This window comes from Streptomyces sp. CLCI03, from assembly GCF_053615355.1.
On record NZ_CM132132.1, the window covers coordinates 7,234,734 to 7,248,713 of the forward strand.

12 protein-coding genes and 2 pseudogenes are annotated in these 13,980 nt (G+C 72.6%); 9 read left to right on the plus strand and 5 right to left on the minus strand.

Annotated elements, in window-relative coordinates:
* The first annotated feature begins 127 nt into the window (after positions 1-127).
* From ACWG52_RS33280 to ACWG52_RS33290, 3 genes are all read left to right on the plus strand, one after another.
* Positions 128-1,336: a glycine C-acetyltransferase gene (locus ACWG52_RS33280; RefSeq protein ID WP_375943412.1), complete on the plus strand. Its 1,209-nt coding sequence runs from the start codon at positions 128-130 to the stop codon at positions 1,334-1,336.
* Positions 1,337-1,420: 84 nt separating this feature from the next.
* Positions 1,421-2,335, plus strand: coding sequence for a LysR family transcriptional regulator (locus ACWG52_RS33285; RefSeq protein WP_389807039.1), 915 nt, complete (start codon positions 1,421-1,423; stop codon positions 2,333-2,335).
* A gap of 583 nt (positions 2,336-2,918) precedes the next feature.
* A complete protein-coding gene (locus ACWG52_RS33290; protein ID WP_453126757.1) occupies positions 2,919-4,226 on the plus strand; it encodes a S41 family peptidase in 1,308 nt (435 codons plus the stop codon).
* Positions 4,227-4,283: 57 nt separating this feature from the next.
* Here the strand turns inward: ACWG52_RS33290 and ACWG52_RS33295 are convergent, their stop codons facing one another.
* Positions 4,284-5,063, minus strand: a complete 780-nt coding sequence (locus ACWG52_RS33295) for a DeoR/GlpR family DNA-binding transcription regulator (protein ID WP_386017212.1) — start codon at positions 5,061-5,063, stop codon at positions 4,284-4,286.
* Between the two features lie 188 nt (positions 5,064-5,251).
* Between ACWG52_RS33295 and ACWG52_RS33300 the strand changes: the two genes are divergently transcribed.
* From ACWG52_RS33300 to ACWG52_RS33310, 3 genes are all read left to right on the plus strand, one after another.
* Complete coding sequence (locus tag ACWG52_RS33300; RefSeq protein WP_390136215.1) at positions 5,252-6,154, plus strand: SIS domain-containing protein; 903 nt, start codon at positions 5,252-5,254, stop codon at positions 6,152-6,154.
* Entirely contained in the window at positions 6,151-6,987 is an 837-nt protein-coding gene (locus ACWG52_RS33305; protein ID WP_389807035.1) for a class II fructose-bisphosphate aldolase, read from the plus strand. Before ACWG52_RS33300 ends, ACWG52_RS33305 begins: the two co-directional genes overlap by 4 nt.
* A gap of 71 nt (positions 6,988-7,058) precedes the next feature.
* Positions 7,059-7,595 carry a hypothetical protein gene (locus ACWG52_RS33310; RefSeq protein ID WP_389807034.1) on the plus strand — a complete coding sequence of 179 codons (537 nt, stop codon included), beginning with the start codon at positions 7,059-7,061 and terminating at the stop codon, positions 7,593-7,595.
* Between the two features lie 100 nt (positions 7,596-7,695).
* On the opposite strand, the gene ACWG52_RS33315 is transcribed toward ACWG52_RS33310, so the two are convergent.
* Both ACWG52_RS33315 and ACWG52_RS33320 read right to left on the minus strand, forming a co-directional pair.
* Positions 7,696-8,382, minus strand: a complete 687-nt coding sequence (locus ACWG52_RS33315) for a hypothetical protein (protein WP_390136218.1) — start codon at positions 8,380-8,382, stop codon at positions 7,696-7,698.
* Positions 8,383-8,455: 73 nt separating this feature from the next.
* Entirely contained in the window at positions 8,456-9,007 is a 552-nt protein-coding gene (locus ACWG52_RS33320; RefSeq protein WP_389807032.1) for a DinB family protein, read from the minus strand.
* Between the two features lie 125 nt (positions 9,008-9,132).
* Between ACWG52_RS33320 and ACWG52_RS33325 the strand changes: the two genes are divergently transcribed.
* Both ACWG52_RS33325 and ACWG52_RS33330 read left to right on the plus strand, forming a co-directional pair.
* Positions 9,133-10,323: an acyl-CoA dehydrogenase family protein gene (locus tag ACWG52_RS33325; protein ID WP_389807031.1), complete on the plus strand. Its 1,191-nt coding sequence runs from the start codon at positions 9,133-9,135 to the stop codon at positions 10,321-10,323.
* Between the two features lie 22 nt (positions 10,324-10,345).
* Positions 10,346-10,636: pseudogene (locus tag ACWG52_RS33330) on the plus strand (alanine--tRNA ligase); the annotation flags it as partial.
* Between the two features lie 86 nt (positions 10,637-10,722).
* Here the strand turns inward: ACWG52_RS33330 and ACWG52_RS33335 are convergent.
* Positions 10,723-12,459, minus strand: coding sequence for an amidase (locus ACWG52_RS33335; protein ID WP_453126763.1), 1,737 nt, complete (start codon positions 12,457-12,459; stop codon positions 10,723-10,725).
* A 173-nt stretch (positions 12,460-12,632) separates the two neighbouring features.
* On the opposite strand from ACWG52_RS33335, the gene ACWG52_RS33340 reads away from it, so the two are divergent.
* Positions 12,633-13,355 carry a TetR/AcrR family transcriptional regulator gene (locus tag ACWG52_RS33340; RefSeq protein ID WP_390136223.1) on the plus strand — a complete coding sequence of 241 codons (723 nt, stop codon included), beginning with the start codon at positions 12,633-12,635 and terminating at the stop codon, positions 13,353-13,355.
* Positions 13,356-13,459: 104 nt separating this feature from the next.
* On the opposite strand, the pseudogene ACWG52_RS33345 reads toward ACWG52_RS33340, so the two are convergent.
* Positions 13,460-13,815 (minus strand): annotated as a pseudogene (locus ACWG52_RS33345) (DedA family protein); the annotation flags it as partial.
* Positions 13,816-13,980: the final 165 nt, after the last annotated feature.

The following is a 13,980-nucleotide window of genomic DNA, read 5'->3' on the forward strand; positions in this document are numbered from 1 at the left end:
GGTCGCCGTACCTGCCGTCCCACCCATCGAACCATCTCCCTCGGGCCGGGCCCCGCACACCCTCCCCCCTCCGCGGGGCCCGGCCCCCCTCCCTCGTCGCCCTCCGCCGCACAAGGAGAACCGCACCATGTTCGAGACCGTCCGCGAGGACCTGCGCTCCACCCTCGACGAGATCCGCGCCGCCGGCCTGCACAAGCCCGAGCGCGTGATCGGCACCCCGCAGAACGCGGCCGTCGCCGTCACCTCGGGCGGCGCCGCCGGCGAGGTGCTCAACTTCTGCGCCAACAACTACCTGGGGCTGGCCGACCACCCCGAGGTCGTCGCCGCCGCGAAGGACGCGCTGGACCGCTGGGGCTACGGCATGGCCTCGGTCCGCTTCATCTGCGGCACCCAGGAGGTGCACAAGGAGCTGGAGGCACGGCTCTCGGCCTTCCTCGGCCAGGAGGACACGATCCTCTACTCCTCCTGCTTCGACGCCAACGGCGGCGTCTTCGAGACCCTCCTCGGCGCCGAGGACGCGGTCATCTCCGACGCCCTCAACCACGCCTCGATCATCGACGGCATCCGCCTCTCCAAGGCCCGCCGCTTCCGCTACGCCAACCGCGACCTGGTCGAGCTGGAGGCCCGCCTGAAGGAGGCCACCGAGGGCGGCGCCCGCCGCAAGCTGATCGTCACCGACGGCGTCTTCTCCATGGACGGCTACGTCGCCCCGCTCGCGGAGATCTGCGACCTGGCCGACCGCTACGACGCGATGGTCATGGTCGACGACTCGCACGCCGTCGGCTTCGTCGGCCCCGGCGGCCGCGGCACCCCCGAGCTGCACGGCGTCATGGACCGCGTCGACATCATCACCGGCACCCTCGGCAAGGCCCTCGGCGGCGCCTCGGGCGGTTATGTCGCGGCCCGCGCCGAGATCGTGGAACTGCTGCGCCAGCGCTCGCGCCCGTACCTCTTCTCCAACTCCCTCGCCCCGGTCATCGCGGCCGCCTCCCTCAAGGTCCTGGACCTGCTGGAGTCCGCCGGTGACCTGCGCGAACAGCTCGCCGCCAACACCGCGCTCTTCCGCACGAAGATGACCGAGGCCGGCTTCGAGGTGCTGCCCGGCGACCACGCCATCGCCCCCGTCATGATCGGCGACGCGGCCGAGGCGGCCAGGATGGCGGAGCTGCTCCTGGAGCGCGGCGTGTACGTGATCGGCTTCTCCTATCCGGTGGTGCCGATGGGCGCGGCGCGCATCCGCGTCCAGCTCTCCGCGGCCCACTCGACGGCCGACGTCGAGCGCGCGGTGGCCGCCTTCATCGACGCCCGTGCGGCCCTCGGGACCGCCGGCGCCTGACGGGAGCACGAGGCCGCAGGGGAACACGAGGTCGCAGGGGAACACGAGGTCGGAGGGGCCTGCGCACCCTGAGACAATGGTGGGGTGATCGACCCCCGCCGGCTGCGCATCCTGCGGGCCGTGGCGGACCACCGTACGGTGACCGCCGCGGCCGCAGCCCTGTACCTCACCCCCTCCGCCGTCTCCCAGCAGCTCGCGGCGCTGGAACAGGAGACGGGCCACGCGCTGCTCACCCGCAGCGGGCGTGGCGTACGGCTCACCGCAGCCGGTGAGATCCTGCTGGGCCACGCCCACGAGGTGCTCGCGCAGCTGGAGCGGGCGGAGGCGGAACTCGCGGCGTACGCGGGCGGTTCGGCGGGCGAGGTCACCGTCGCCGCCTTCGCGACGGGCATCGCGGAGGTACTGGCTCCGGCCATCGCCCGTCTCGCGCTGGAACGGCCCGGCATCCGGCTGAGGGTCCGGGACGCCGAGGGCGACCAGAGCCTGCCGCTGCTGCTGGACGGCGAGGCCGACCTCGCGCTGGCCGTCGAGTACCGGGGCGGCCCGGGCGCCGACGACGCCCGACTCTCCGTCCTCCCGCTGTACGCGGAACCCTTCGACGCGGTCCTGCCCTCGGGGCATCCGCTGGCCGACCTCCCCGCGGTGTCGCTGGCGGACCTCTCCGACGCGGACTGGGTGGGCCAGTACCCCGGCAACCCGTGCCACGACGTGACGCTGCTCGCCTGCGAACTGGCGGGCTTCCAGCCCCGGTTCGTGCACTCCTCCGACGACTTCCGCGCCGTGACGGCGCTGGTGGGCGCCGGGGCCGGAGTGGCCCTCGTACCGCGCTCGGCCCTGCGCGGCATGGACCTGAAGGAGGTCCAGGTCCGCCCGGTCACGGGCCCGGCCGCCACCCGCCGCGTCTTCGCGGCGACCCGCCGAGGCGGCGAGACCCACCCGCTGATCGCCCCCGTCCTGGCGGCTCTGCTCAGGGAATCGGAGCGGCTGCCGGCCCACTGAGGCCGTCGGTGGAAGGAGTACCTCAGCCTGACCGCCGAACCGGTGCGTGAACACCTGGCCGCCGCCACCCAGCTCGAAACCTTCCTCACGGGTGCGGGCACCCTCACCCTCGACCAGCGGATGCTCCTCGTCGACCAGGCGCTGGTGCTGCTGGAGCAGAACTACGTACACCTGCCCCTGAAGATCTCGATGCACGCCGTCAACCCCGTACAGCGGCTGCGCCTCATCCGCCGGCAGCCGGAGCAGCAGACGGCGGCCACCATGCCGCCCGAGTGGATCTTCCACGCGGAGCTGTCCAAGGTGTTCCACTCGGTCCGGGACCTGCACACCAACTACCAGCTGCCCGCACCGTTCGCCGGGAAGATCGCCTTCCTCCCGTTCCTGGTCGAGGAGAGCACCGACGGACCGGAGCCCCGTTTCCTGATCACCCGCGTCGTCCAGGGCTTCTCCGCACCGACCTTCGCGCCGGGCGTCGAGGTCACCCACTGGAACGGTGTCCCCATCGAGCAGGCCGTCGAGCTCAATGCCGCCCGGTTCGCCGGAGGCAACGCGGCGGCGCAGCCGGGGCGTCGAGTCGCTGACGGTGCGCTCCCTCTCGGCCCATCTGCCCCCGTTCGAGGAATGGGTGACCGTCAGCTACATCGGTACCGACGGCGTCGCCCGCGAACTGCGCGAGAACTGGCAGATCGTGGAGAACCGCCCGTCGGCGGCCGGCCCGGCGGGCGAGGCCTCGCTCGTCCTGGGCCTGGACCACGAGTCCGAGGAGGTCAGCCGAGCCGAGGTCATGCTCTTCGTCCCCCACGTCATCGAGCAGCAACTGGCCGTGGACGCGGGGAGGTCCCCGGACATCGCGGCGGGCGAGACCGCGAGCACGATGCCGGAGGTCTTCACGGCCCGTACCGTCCAGACCCCCTCGGGCACCTTCGGGCACATCCGCATCCACACGTTCCACGTCCCCGACGCCGGTGCCTTCGTCGAGGAGTTCGTCCGGCTGATCGGCGAGCTGCCGCAGAACGGCCTGATCGTCGACGTGCGCGGCAACGGCGGCGGCTCGGTCTGGGCCTCCGAGCTCACCCTCCAGACCCTGACGCCCCAGCGGATCACCCCGGAACCGTTCCAGTTCATCAACACCCCCCTCAACCTGCGCATCTGCCGCAGCAACCCCACCCTGCGGGCATGGGTGAATTCCATGGAGCAGTCCGTCGAGACCGGCGCCACCTTCTCCGCCGCCCTGCCCCTCACTCCGGAGGACCTCGCGAACCGGATCGGCCAGCAGTACTTCGGGCCGGTCGTCCTCATCACCAACGCCCGCTGCTACTCCGCGACCGACATGTTCGCGGCCGGCTTCCAGGACCACGCGATCGGCACCGTGCTCGGCACCGACGACAACACCGGAGCGGGCGGCGCCAACGTCTGGGAGCAGGGCCGGTTCATGGAGGACTTCCCGGTCGCCTCCTCGCCGTACCTCCCGCTGCCGAACGGAGCGGGGATGCGCGTGGCGATCCGTAGATCCCTGCGGGTCGGCGAGCGGGCCGGGACGCCCCTGGAGGACCTCGGGGTCGTCCCGGACGAACGCCACCGGATGACCCGCCGGGACCTCCTGGAGGGCAATGTGGACCTGATGGCGCGGGCCGGCGAACTCCTGCGGTCCCAGCCCGTGCGCGAGCTGACCATCGCCGACGTCACGCGCGCCGACGGCTCGCTCCGCCTCAGCCTGAAGACCGCCAACGTCGACCGGGTGGACGTGTACCTCGACCGCCGGCCGCGCACGTCGGTGGACATCCCCGACGGGCGGGCGGACGTCACGGTACCGGGCGCCGGCGCGGCCACGTCGGTACGGGTGGACGGCTTCGCGCTGGGCGAGCTCGTCGCCAGCAGCAGGCGGTTGTAGGGCACGGCCGCGGGGGACGGGAGGGCGGCCGGGCCCGGGAGGCTCCGGCCGCGCCCCTCAGACTCGCAGCACCTCCACGCCCGCGGCCGCGAACTCCTCGGCGACCTCCGCCGTCAGGCCGGTGTCCGTCACCAGCACGTCCACCGACGAGGTCGCGCAGATCCGGGCGAACGCGCGGACGCCCAGCTTGCTGGAGTCGGCCGCGACGACCACCCGGCGGGCGCGTTCGCACAGCAGGCGGTTGATCGAGGCCTCGTCCTCGTGGCGGGTCGCCGCGCCGTCCGTCGGGTCGAAGCCGTCCACGCCGAGCACCGCCGTGTCCACCGCGAGTTGGCCCAGTACCTGCTCGGCGAGGGGGCCGGTCAGCTCGTACGACTGGGGGCGGGCCACCCCGCCGGTCAGCACGATCTTGAACTGCGGTCGGATCACCAGCTCGCCCGCGATGTTGAGGGCGTTGGTCACCACCGTGAGCGCGGGCGAGCCCTGGGCCAGGTCCGGTCGCCCGGCCAGGGCCCGCGCCACCTCGGTGGTCGTGGTGCCGCCCGTCAGGCCGATCACCTCGCCCGGGGTGATCAGGGCCGCCACCGCCTCGCTGATCCGCTGCTTCTCGGCGGCCCGGCGCGACGTGCGGTAGCGCAGGGGGAGTTCGTACGAGACCCCGTGCAGCACGGCCCCGCCGCGCGTGCGGACCAGCAACTGCTGCTCGGCCAGCTGGTCGAGGTCGCGGCGGATGGTCGCGGCGGACACGCCGAGGGTCTCCGCCGCCGGTTCCACCTCCAGCTCGCCCCGTTCCACGAGCAGGTCCAGCAGCGCCTGCCAGCGCTCCTTGCGGGTCATCGGCCGCCCCCTTCGGTGTTCTGCGACATACGTTCCACGGCGTTTCCCGGCGGTACCCGTCGGCCCGCCCGGCGACACTAACTCAGCCGCTCCAGCCGTGGATGCTTGAAGTTGCGTGAAACAGGCCGCTACCTTGCAGGAAAACGCAATCGAGCCTTCCGGACCCGCCTGTCACAGAGGGAGCCTGCATGAGTCACGTCGCGTACGAGTTGGGCACACAGCCCGCATGCTGGGAGCGGGCCGCCGAACTGGCCCCTGCCAGGCGGGCGGTGCTGCCGCAGCCGGGGGAGCGTACCGCGATCGTCGGGTGCGGGACCTCGTACTACATGGCCCAGGCGGCCGCCGTGCTGCGCGAGGAGGCCGGCCAGGGCGAGACCGACGCCTTCCCCGCCTCGGAGTTCCCGCGCCACCGCCGCTACGACCGGGTCGTCGCCCTGACCCGGTCCGGCACCACCACCGAGGTACTGGACCTGCTGGCCGGGCTCCGCGACGCGGGCGTACCCACGACCGCGGTCGTCGGCGATCCGGCGACCCCGGTGATGACCGCCGCGGACGAGCTGGTCGTCCTCGACTTCGCCGACGAACAGTCCGTCGTGCAGACCCGGTTCGCGACCACCGCCCTCACCCTGCTGCGCGCCCACGTCGGGCTGCACACCCCCTCGGTGGTCGCCGACGCCCGTACCGCCCTCGTCGAGCCGCTGCCCGCCGACATCGCCGGCCGGGGCCAGTTCACCTTCCTCGGCCGCGGCTGGAGCGTCGGGCTCGCCCACGAGGCGGCGCTGAAGATGCGCGAGGCCTCGCTGTCCTGGGCCGAGTCCTACCCGGCGATGGAGTACCGGCACGGGCCGATCAGCGTCTCCGGACCCGGCACCGTCACCTGGTCGCTCGACGAGGCCCCGGACGGGCTCGCCGACCAGGTCCGCGCCACCGGCTGCCAATGGGTGCCCGGCGGGCTCGACCCGCTGGCCGAACTGGTCCGCGTCCACCGACTCGCCCTCGCGGTCGCCGCCCACCAGCAGCTGGATCCGGACGCACCGCGCCATCTCACGCGCTCGGTGATCCTCGCCACCGGCGAGGAGGCCGTCCGATGAGCCTCGTCCGTGCCGGCGATCTGGTCCTGGAGGCGACCGCGGCCGGCCGGGCCGTCGCCGCCTTCAACATCATCACCCTGGAGCACGCCGAAGCCGTCGTCGCCGGGGCCGAGGCGGCCGGCCTGCCGGTCATCCTCCAACTGAGCGAGAACGCGGTGAAGTTCCGCGACGGGCGGCTGCTGCCCATCTCCCGGGCCGCAGTCGCGTGCGCGGAGGCCGCCGGGGTCCCCGTCGGCCTGCACCTCGATCACGTCAAGAGCCCCGAGCTGCTCCGGCAGGCCTGCGACGCCGGATACAGCTCGGTGATGTACGACGCCGCGCAACTCCCGTACGCCGAGAACCTGGAGGCCACCCGGTCCGCGGCCGACTGGGCCCACGCCAACGGGCTGTGGATCGAGGCCGAGCTGGGCGAGGTCGGCGGCAAGAACGGCGCCGCCCCGCTGGACCCGCACGCGCCCGGCGCCCGTACCGACCCCGACGAGGCCCGGCGGTTCGTCGCCGACTCCGGGGTCGACGCCCTGGCGGTCGCCATCGGCAGCAGCCACGCGATGACCAGCCGGACCGCGGCCCTGGACCACGTGCTGCTGGCCCGTCTGGCCAAGACCGTGGAGGTGCCGCTCGTCCTGCACGGGTCCTCCGGGCTGCCGGACACCGAGCTCGCGGCGGCCGTCGCGGGTGGCATCCGCAAGGTCAACATCGGCACCGCCCTCAACGTGGCGATGACCGAGGCCATCCGTACCCACCTGACCCCGGCGGACCCCCGGCCGTACCTGACGGCGGCCCGTACGGCGATGACGGCGACGGCGACGGCTATGATCGGCGCCCTGAACTGAGGGGTGGCCGGTGACCGGTGGCAGGTGACCGGTCACGGGCTACGGGCTACGGGCTACGGGGGACGGCGATCATGGACACGCAGCGGGGACGCACGAACCGCCGCCGGTTCCTGCTGATCGCCGGCCTCCCGCTGCTGACGGCGGGCGCGGGCCTGACCTACCTGATGTGGCCGGAGCCGCCGCGCCGGCCCGAGGTCCGCACCGACCTGGAGCCGCTGAACCGGCGGCTCGGGCCGTTCCTCGGCGAGCTGACCGACGCGCACTGGCTGGGCTACGACATCGACGACACGGGTGACGGCCGGAGCATTCCCGGCCCCGACTCGCGGATCCGCGTGGTCGGCGTCGCCCATCTCCCGGCCGGCGGCGCGGCCGCGATCACCGGCAAGCCCGACCACGCCTTCACCGCCGCCGGGGCTCCGTCCGACCTGCCCGACGCGCTGCGGCAGTACCTGCCCGCCGCGACCTGGCAGCACAGCCCCGGCTTCGACGCGTACGCGAACGGCCAGGGCGCAGCGGGCCAGGCCTCCGACGGGATCCCCTCGGGCCGGTACCTCTTCGACCCCGCCCGCGACCTCGTCCACTTCGACGTCCTGTACCTCTTCACCTGACATCCCACTCGGCGGGAGGACGTACGCGGCGCCGTCGAAGGCGCGCGGCGCGCGGTGTTCCGTCGTACGGCAGACGTGCCGGGCCTGGCGGGGGCGGGCGTCAGCGCGGTGTGAGGCGGGCCTGGTGGTACCGGATCCCGTGCCACCGGGCCTGGTCCGGTCGGGCGCCCCGGTCCAGGGTCCGGGTGCCCTCGGCGAGCGTCAGGGCGTGTCCGGCGGACAGGACGAGAGCGACGAACCACCTGGACCGGTCGGGCTCGACGGTCTCGTCGTAGTACCAGTCGGCGGTGACACGGTCCTCCCCGGTGAGGAACGGCCGTTGCAGGAAGTCCTGGACGGGGAGCGGGAAATGGCCCAGCACCCCCTGGGCCTCCCGGTCCAGCTCCAGACGCAGTACGGGAACCCCCGGCAGGCCCGGGGCGGTGGCCCGCCCGTCCGCCGCAGGCCTCCCGTCGAAGGACCGGCTGTGCAGCGAGCCGGGCTCCACCCGGGTGCGCTGCCCGCGGTACTCCGCCACGCCGTCCCGCAGCACCTGGCCGACCCGGCACAGCCCGCGGTCCCCGACCACCAGGGCGGTGGGCCGGCCGTCGGCGTCCGGCCCGGCCCACCAGGTCAGGCACCGGCCGGCCTTCTCCAGCAGCCGGGCCCGTACGTCCCCCGGGAGCAGCTCCCAGTAGGCGTGTCGGGCCGGGATCTCGGGGTCCGTGGGAAGCGCGCCCGGCTCGTGGATCTGCGTCACCGCCCGCGTGAACTCGGGGTCCTCGCGGCGCCATGCGTCGATGTCCATATCCGCACATTGTGCGGCAGACGCCGGAACCACACCTGCCTTTCCGGTGAGTCGGCCGGGCCGGCCCGTGACCTCAGATACCTCTGGCCCCGTCGATCCGTTCGCGCAGGAGGTCGGCGTGCCCGTTGTGCCGCGCGTACTCCTCGACCATGTGGATCAGCACCCAGCGCAGCGACACCTTCCCGCGCCACGCGTCGACGGCCTCGACGTCCAGATCGGGCGCCTCGGCCACGAACCGTTCGGCGAAGGCCACTTCGGCCCGCCACGCCTGCCAGGCCGCCTCGACCGCCGAGGGATCCGCGAGGGCCCCGTCGAAGTCCCCGTCGGGATCCTGCGCCGAGGAGAACAGGGGCGGCGCGTCCTCGCCCGCCAGAACCAGCCGGAACCAGCGGCGCTCCACATCGGCGAGGTGCCGCACCAGCCCGAGCAGCGAGAGCGTGGACGGCTCCACCGACCGGTGGGCCAACTCGGCCTTCAGGCCTGCGCACTTGAGCTCCAGGGTGGCGCGGTGGTCCGCGAGGAAGGCGACCAGCATCGGCCGCTCGTCACCGGTCGCCGGGCCGCCGAAGCGGCCGTCCCGCTCGGGTTCGACGAAGAATTCCGCTCTGCTGCGTGGGCTCGTCATGGTGGCGAGTATGAACGCCGACCTGGAGCTGCCGGCACCCGGGTCCTTCCGAATTCTTGTAACAGGTTCTACTCTGACCGCCGCCACCACAGCGCCCGGTAGGACCGTGAGACCCCGGAGGGGCCGTGCACCTCGAATACACGCCTGAGCAGCAGCAGTTGCGCACCGAACTGCGCGCCTACTTCGCCGAGCTCGTGCCGCAGGACGTCTACGCCCGCTACGAGGACCCGGCCGCACAGAAGCGCTTCTACCGGGACACCATCCGCCGGCTCGGCGCCGACGGCTGGCTCGGGGTCGGCTGGCCCAAGGAGTACGGCGGCCGCGGGATGACCCCGATGGACCAGTTCATCTTCTTCGACGAGGCCGCACAGGCCGTCGTACCGCTGCCGCTGATGGCCCTCAACACGGTCGGGCCGACCATCATGCAGTTCGGCACCGAGGAGCAGAAGGCGTACTTCCTGCCGAAGATCCTCGCCGGGGAGATCGACTTCGCCATCGGCTACAGCGAACCCGACGCCGGCACCGACCTCGCGGCGCTCAAGTGCAAGGCCGTCCGCGAGGGCGACGAGGAGACCGGCACCTACGTCGTCGACGGGCAGAAGATCTGGACGACCAACGGAGACACCGCCGACTGGGTCTGGCTCGCCGTACGCACGGACCCCGAGGCCCCGGCCCACAAGGGCATCACCATGCTCCTGGTCCCGACCTCGGACCCCGGCTACTCCTGCACCCTGATCAACACCCTCGCCTCGCACGACACCACCGCCAGCTACTACGAGAACATCCGCGTTCCGGCGAGCCGCCGCGTCGGCCAGGAGAACAAGGGCTGGCGCCTGATCACCAACCAGCTCAACCACGAGCGCGTGACCCTCGCCGCCCACGGCACCATGGCCATCCGGGCCCTCCACGACGTCCAGCGCTGGGCCGCCGCGACGAAACTCGCCGACGGCCGCCGGGTCATCGACCTCTCCTGGGTCCGCGGCCGCCTCGCGCGCACCCACGCCCGGCTCGACGCGATGAAGCTGCTCAACTGGCAGATGGTGGGCGCGGTCCAGGCCGGCACCCTCACCCCGCAGGACGCGTCCGCGGTCAAGGTGTACGGCTCGGAGGCCCGCCGGGACGCGTACGCCTGGCTGATGGAGATCGTCGGCGCGGCCGGCTCGCTCAAGGACGGTTCGGCGGGCGCGGTCCTGCACGGCGAACTCGAACGCGGCTACCGCAGCGCGGTGATCTTCACCTTCGGCGGGGGCAACAACGAGATCCAGCGCGAGATCATCTCCTGGATCGGCCTCGGCATGCCACGCGTACGCCGCTGAGTGGCTGTGACCGACAACGATGGTCGGCGCGGGCGTGCGCCGCTCGGAGGCCGCCGTCGGCGTCGGAGGCTTCGCCTACCTCGCCCGCGAGCGGGATCCGGTCGCACGGATCGCCGAACAGCTCGGCGCCCCGCGCGCCGAGCTCCCTGAGAAGATCGCCGGCCTCCTGGACCGGCTCAAGGCCGCCGACCGGGAGAACGCCCGCCTCAAGCAGCAGGCCACCACCGCCCGCGCCGCCGATCTCGCCGACGGCGCGGTGGATGCGAACGGCGTCCAGGTCGTCACCGCCACCTCCGACGGCGGCGCCGACGCGTCCGGCCCGCACCCCGGCCTCCGCTTCGTTGGGCGGGTCGCATCCGCTGATGGCCCTTGCGACCCGCCCGGAGACCTCCGGTCAGGTCACCGTGCCGACAGCCGCGGCGTACGCGGCGGTACCGTGCGGCGGCTGCCGGTCTTCTCGAAGGCGGCGGCCAGGGTCAGCAGGGCGTTGTCGTCGTAGGCGCGGCCCGCGAAGGTCAGCCCGACGGGCATGCCGATGTCGGCCATGGTGCCCATGGGCACGGTGACGGTCGGGATGCCGAGGTGGCGGGGGACCAGGTTGCCGTTCGCGACCCAGACGCCGTTGCGCCAGCCGAGGTCGGCGGAGGCCACGGAGACGTCCATGTCGGCGGGACCCACGTCGGCGACGGCGGGGAAGACCACGGCGTCCAGGCCCAGTCCGTCCATCCACTCCTCCAGGTCGACGCGGCGCGTCTCCTCCAGCCCGCGCAGCCCCTGCTCGAGGTGCGGCATGTCGGTGAGGGACGCGTACGGGCGCTCGCGCACGAGGCGCGGGTAGTCGCCGATCGTGTCGTCGAAGCCTTCGTAGCGGTCGGGCAGTTCGCCTTCCTGCTTGGGCCAGATGCGGGTGCTGTCGACCTCGGCCAGGGTGGGGAGCGCAGGGTCGCCGTTGGCGCGCAGGAAGTCGTCCCATGCCCAGGCGGACAGGTCTTCGATCTCGAAGGTGAGGTACTCGCGGCTGACCAGTCCGCGGGTGAGCAGCGAGGGCGCGCCGGGGCGGTCGGACTCGTAATTGGACACCACGGGGAAGTCGACCTCGACGACCTCGGCGCCGGCGGCCTCCAGGTCGCGGCGGGCGGCCTCCCACAGGGTGATCACCGAGTGGCGGGTGTCGATGCGCTGACCGGTCTGGCCGCCGATGCCTCCGTCGGGGTTCGTTCCGGCGTCGGGGTCGGCGTTGACGTACATCCTGGGTACGCCGACGCGCTTGCCGGCGAGTGCGTCGGATGCGGACTCGGCGTCGGCGGGTGCGAGGGCCGGGTAGGAGGCGGGCCGTACCTGCGAGGGGGAGGGCAGCGGCACCCACGGCTGTGCGCGCCAGAGGTCCCCGCGCGTGTTCGGGTCGTCGGCGACGATGACGTCGAGCAGTTCGAGGAGGTCGGCCATGGTGCGGGTGTGCGGGACGACGACGTCCATGGTCGGCACGAGCGGCCAGTTGCCGCGGACCGAGATCACGCCGCGGCTGGGCGTGTAGGCGCACAGCGCATTGTTCGACGCGGGGGCCCGGCCCGAGGACCAGGTCTCCTCGCCGAGGCCGAAGGCGCCGAAGGACGCCGCCGTCGCCGTGCCGGAGCCGTTGGACGAGCCGGAGCCGTAGGCACTGGTGAGCCAGTCGGCGCTGTACGGGCTCTCCGCGCGGCCGTACACACCGCGCTGCATGCCGCCGTTCGCCATCGGCGGCATGTTGGTCAGGCCGATGAGAACGGCCCCGCCCGCGCGCAGGCGTTCGATGGCGAAGGCGTCGCGCTGGGCGACGAGGTGCTCGAAGGCCGGTGAGCCGGACGCGGCCGTGAGCCCCTCGGCGAGGTAGCTGTCCTTGGCGGTGTACGGGATGCCGTCCAGCGGGCCGAGTGTCTCTCCGCGTGCACGGCGGGCGTCGGAGGCCTCCGCGTCGGCGCGGGCGTCCGGGTTCATCACGACCATCGCATGGAGAGCGGTGGCCGTGCCGGGGCGGTCGTAGGCGTCGATCCGGGCGAGGTAGGCGTCGAGCAGGCCGACCGCGGTGGTCTCCCCCTTCTCCAGCGCCGCGCGCAGGTCGGCGATACAGGTCTCCACGACATCGAATCCGCGCGTCATGAGGGTGTCTCCTGGGTGGTGGGTCGTACGGACGGGCCGCCGGCCGTCGGGGTGGCCGCGCACACGGCCGTCACACTCCCCATCGTCCTGACTAGATTTTCAGTCTAGACTAAGAATCTAAACTCTCGGAACCTAGACTTGTGGCTTGGATTTCCGGAACTGAAAGTGAGCTCATGCCAACGTCAGAGACCGGGCCCGGGCTGCCCGACCGGCTCCTCCCGTCGGGCGGCGTGATCGGGTCCGCGGGCGCCGAGGCCGGCGCCGTGTCCCGGTCCGTCGACCGGGTCCCGGTCGACAGGAAGCGTCAGCGCAGCGGGGACGAGGCGCGAGGGCGGGCGATGCGGGCCGCCATCAGCGTCATTGCCGAGAAGGGGGCGGCGGGCCTGCGGATGTCGGACATCGCCGAGCGGGCCGGCATGAGCACCGGACACATCCTCTACCACTTCGGCAAGAAGGACCGGCTCCTGCTCGAAGTCCTCGCGTGGAGCCAAGCGGACCTCTGGGCCCGGTTCCACCAGGCCGCCGACCAGGCCGCGTCCCCTGCCGAGAAGCTGGACCTGTTCGTCCGCTTCTACCTGCCCCGCCACCAGGGCGACGAACGCTACGCGCTGTGGACACAGGTACTGGCTCAGCGCCACGACGAAGCAAGCCGGCAAACCCTCACCGAGCTGCTGGACGGCTGGGACGAGCGCCTGGAAGCCATCCTGCGTGAGGGTCGGGATCGGAGGCACTTCGCCGACGTGGACATCACCGAATTCACCATCCGAGCCGTGGCCATGCTGAGCGGAATCTCCGAAGACGTGATGTTCGGACGGTCCCGCTGGCAGCACACCTCCGCACACGCGTTCGCCCTGTCCGCTCTCGAACGCGAGCTGCGTCCCACCGGTCAGGAGTGACGGCGCGGAGCCGCCGCTCCCGACGGCCGCGCGAGCCGGCGCTACGACCAGGGGCAGCGCCGCGGCGACGATCACCGCGTGACCGGTGTCCAGGGCGACCGGGCTCACCGCGCATCCCCCCGCGGGGTACGGGGACCCCGCCGGCGGATCATTTCGACGGCCACCGGGGTGAGGGGGACGACGAGGGCCACGATCGGCAGGAGGTAACGGTCGACGTCGGGCACGGAGGCGCCGGGGGCGTATCCGGCGAGGACGAGACCCACGGTCCAGAGGAGCCCGCCCACGACCTGCCAAAGGGTGAAGACACGGGCGGGCACGCCAAGGCTCCGGCCGGCGGATTGAGCACCGTGCGCACCACCGGTACGAAGCGGGCCAGTACGACGGCCTTGGCGTGCCCGTAGCGGTGGAGGAGGTCCTCGGCGCGCTCGGCTCCGTCGCGGAGCTTCCGGCTCCGGCAGCGTCCTCAGGCGGACCGGCTGACCAGCCCGGGGGCGTCCTGATCTGCACCTTGCACCTCGGGTGGGCAGCCGGCGCGCCCATGGTCGTCGACCGTGCCCACGGCGGCGTACTGCGCTCGACTTCTACCGAGCTGCTGTGCCGAAGTGCCGGCAATCCTGGCCACAGG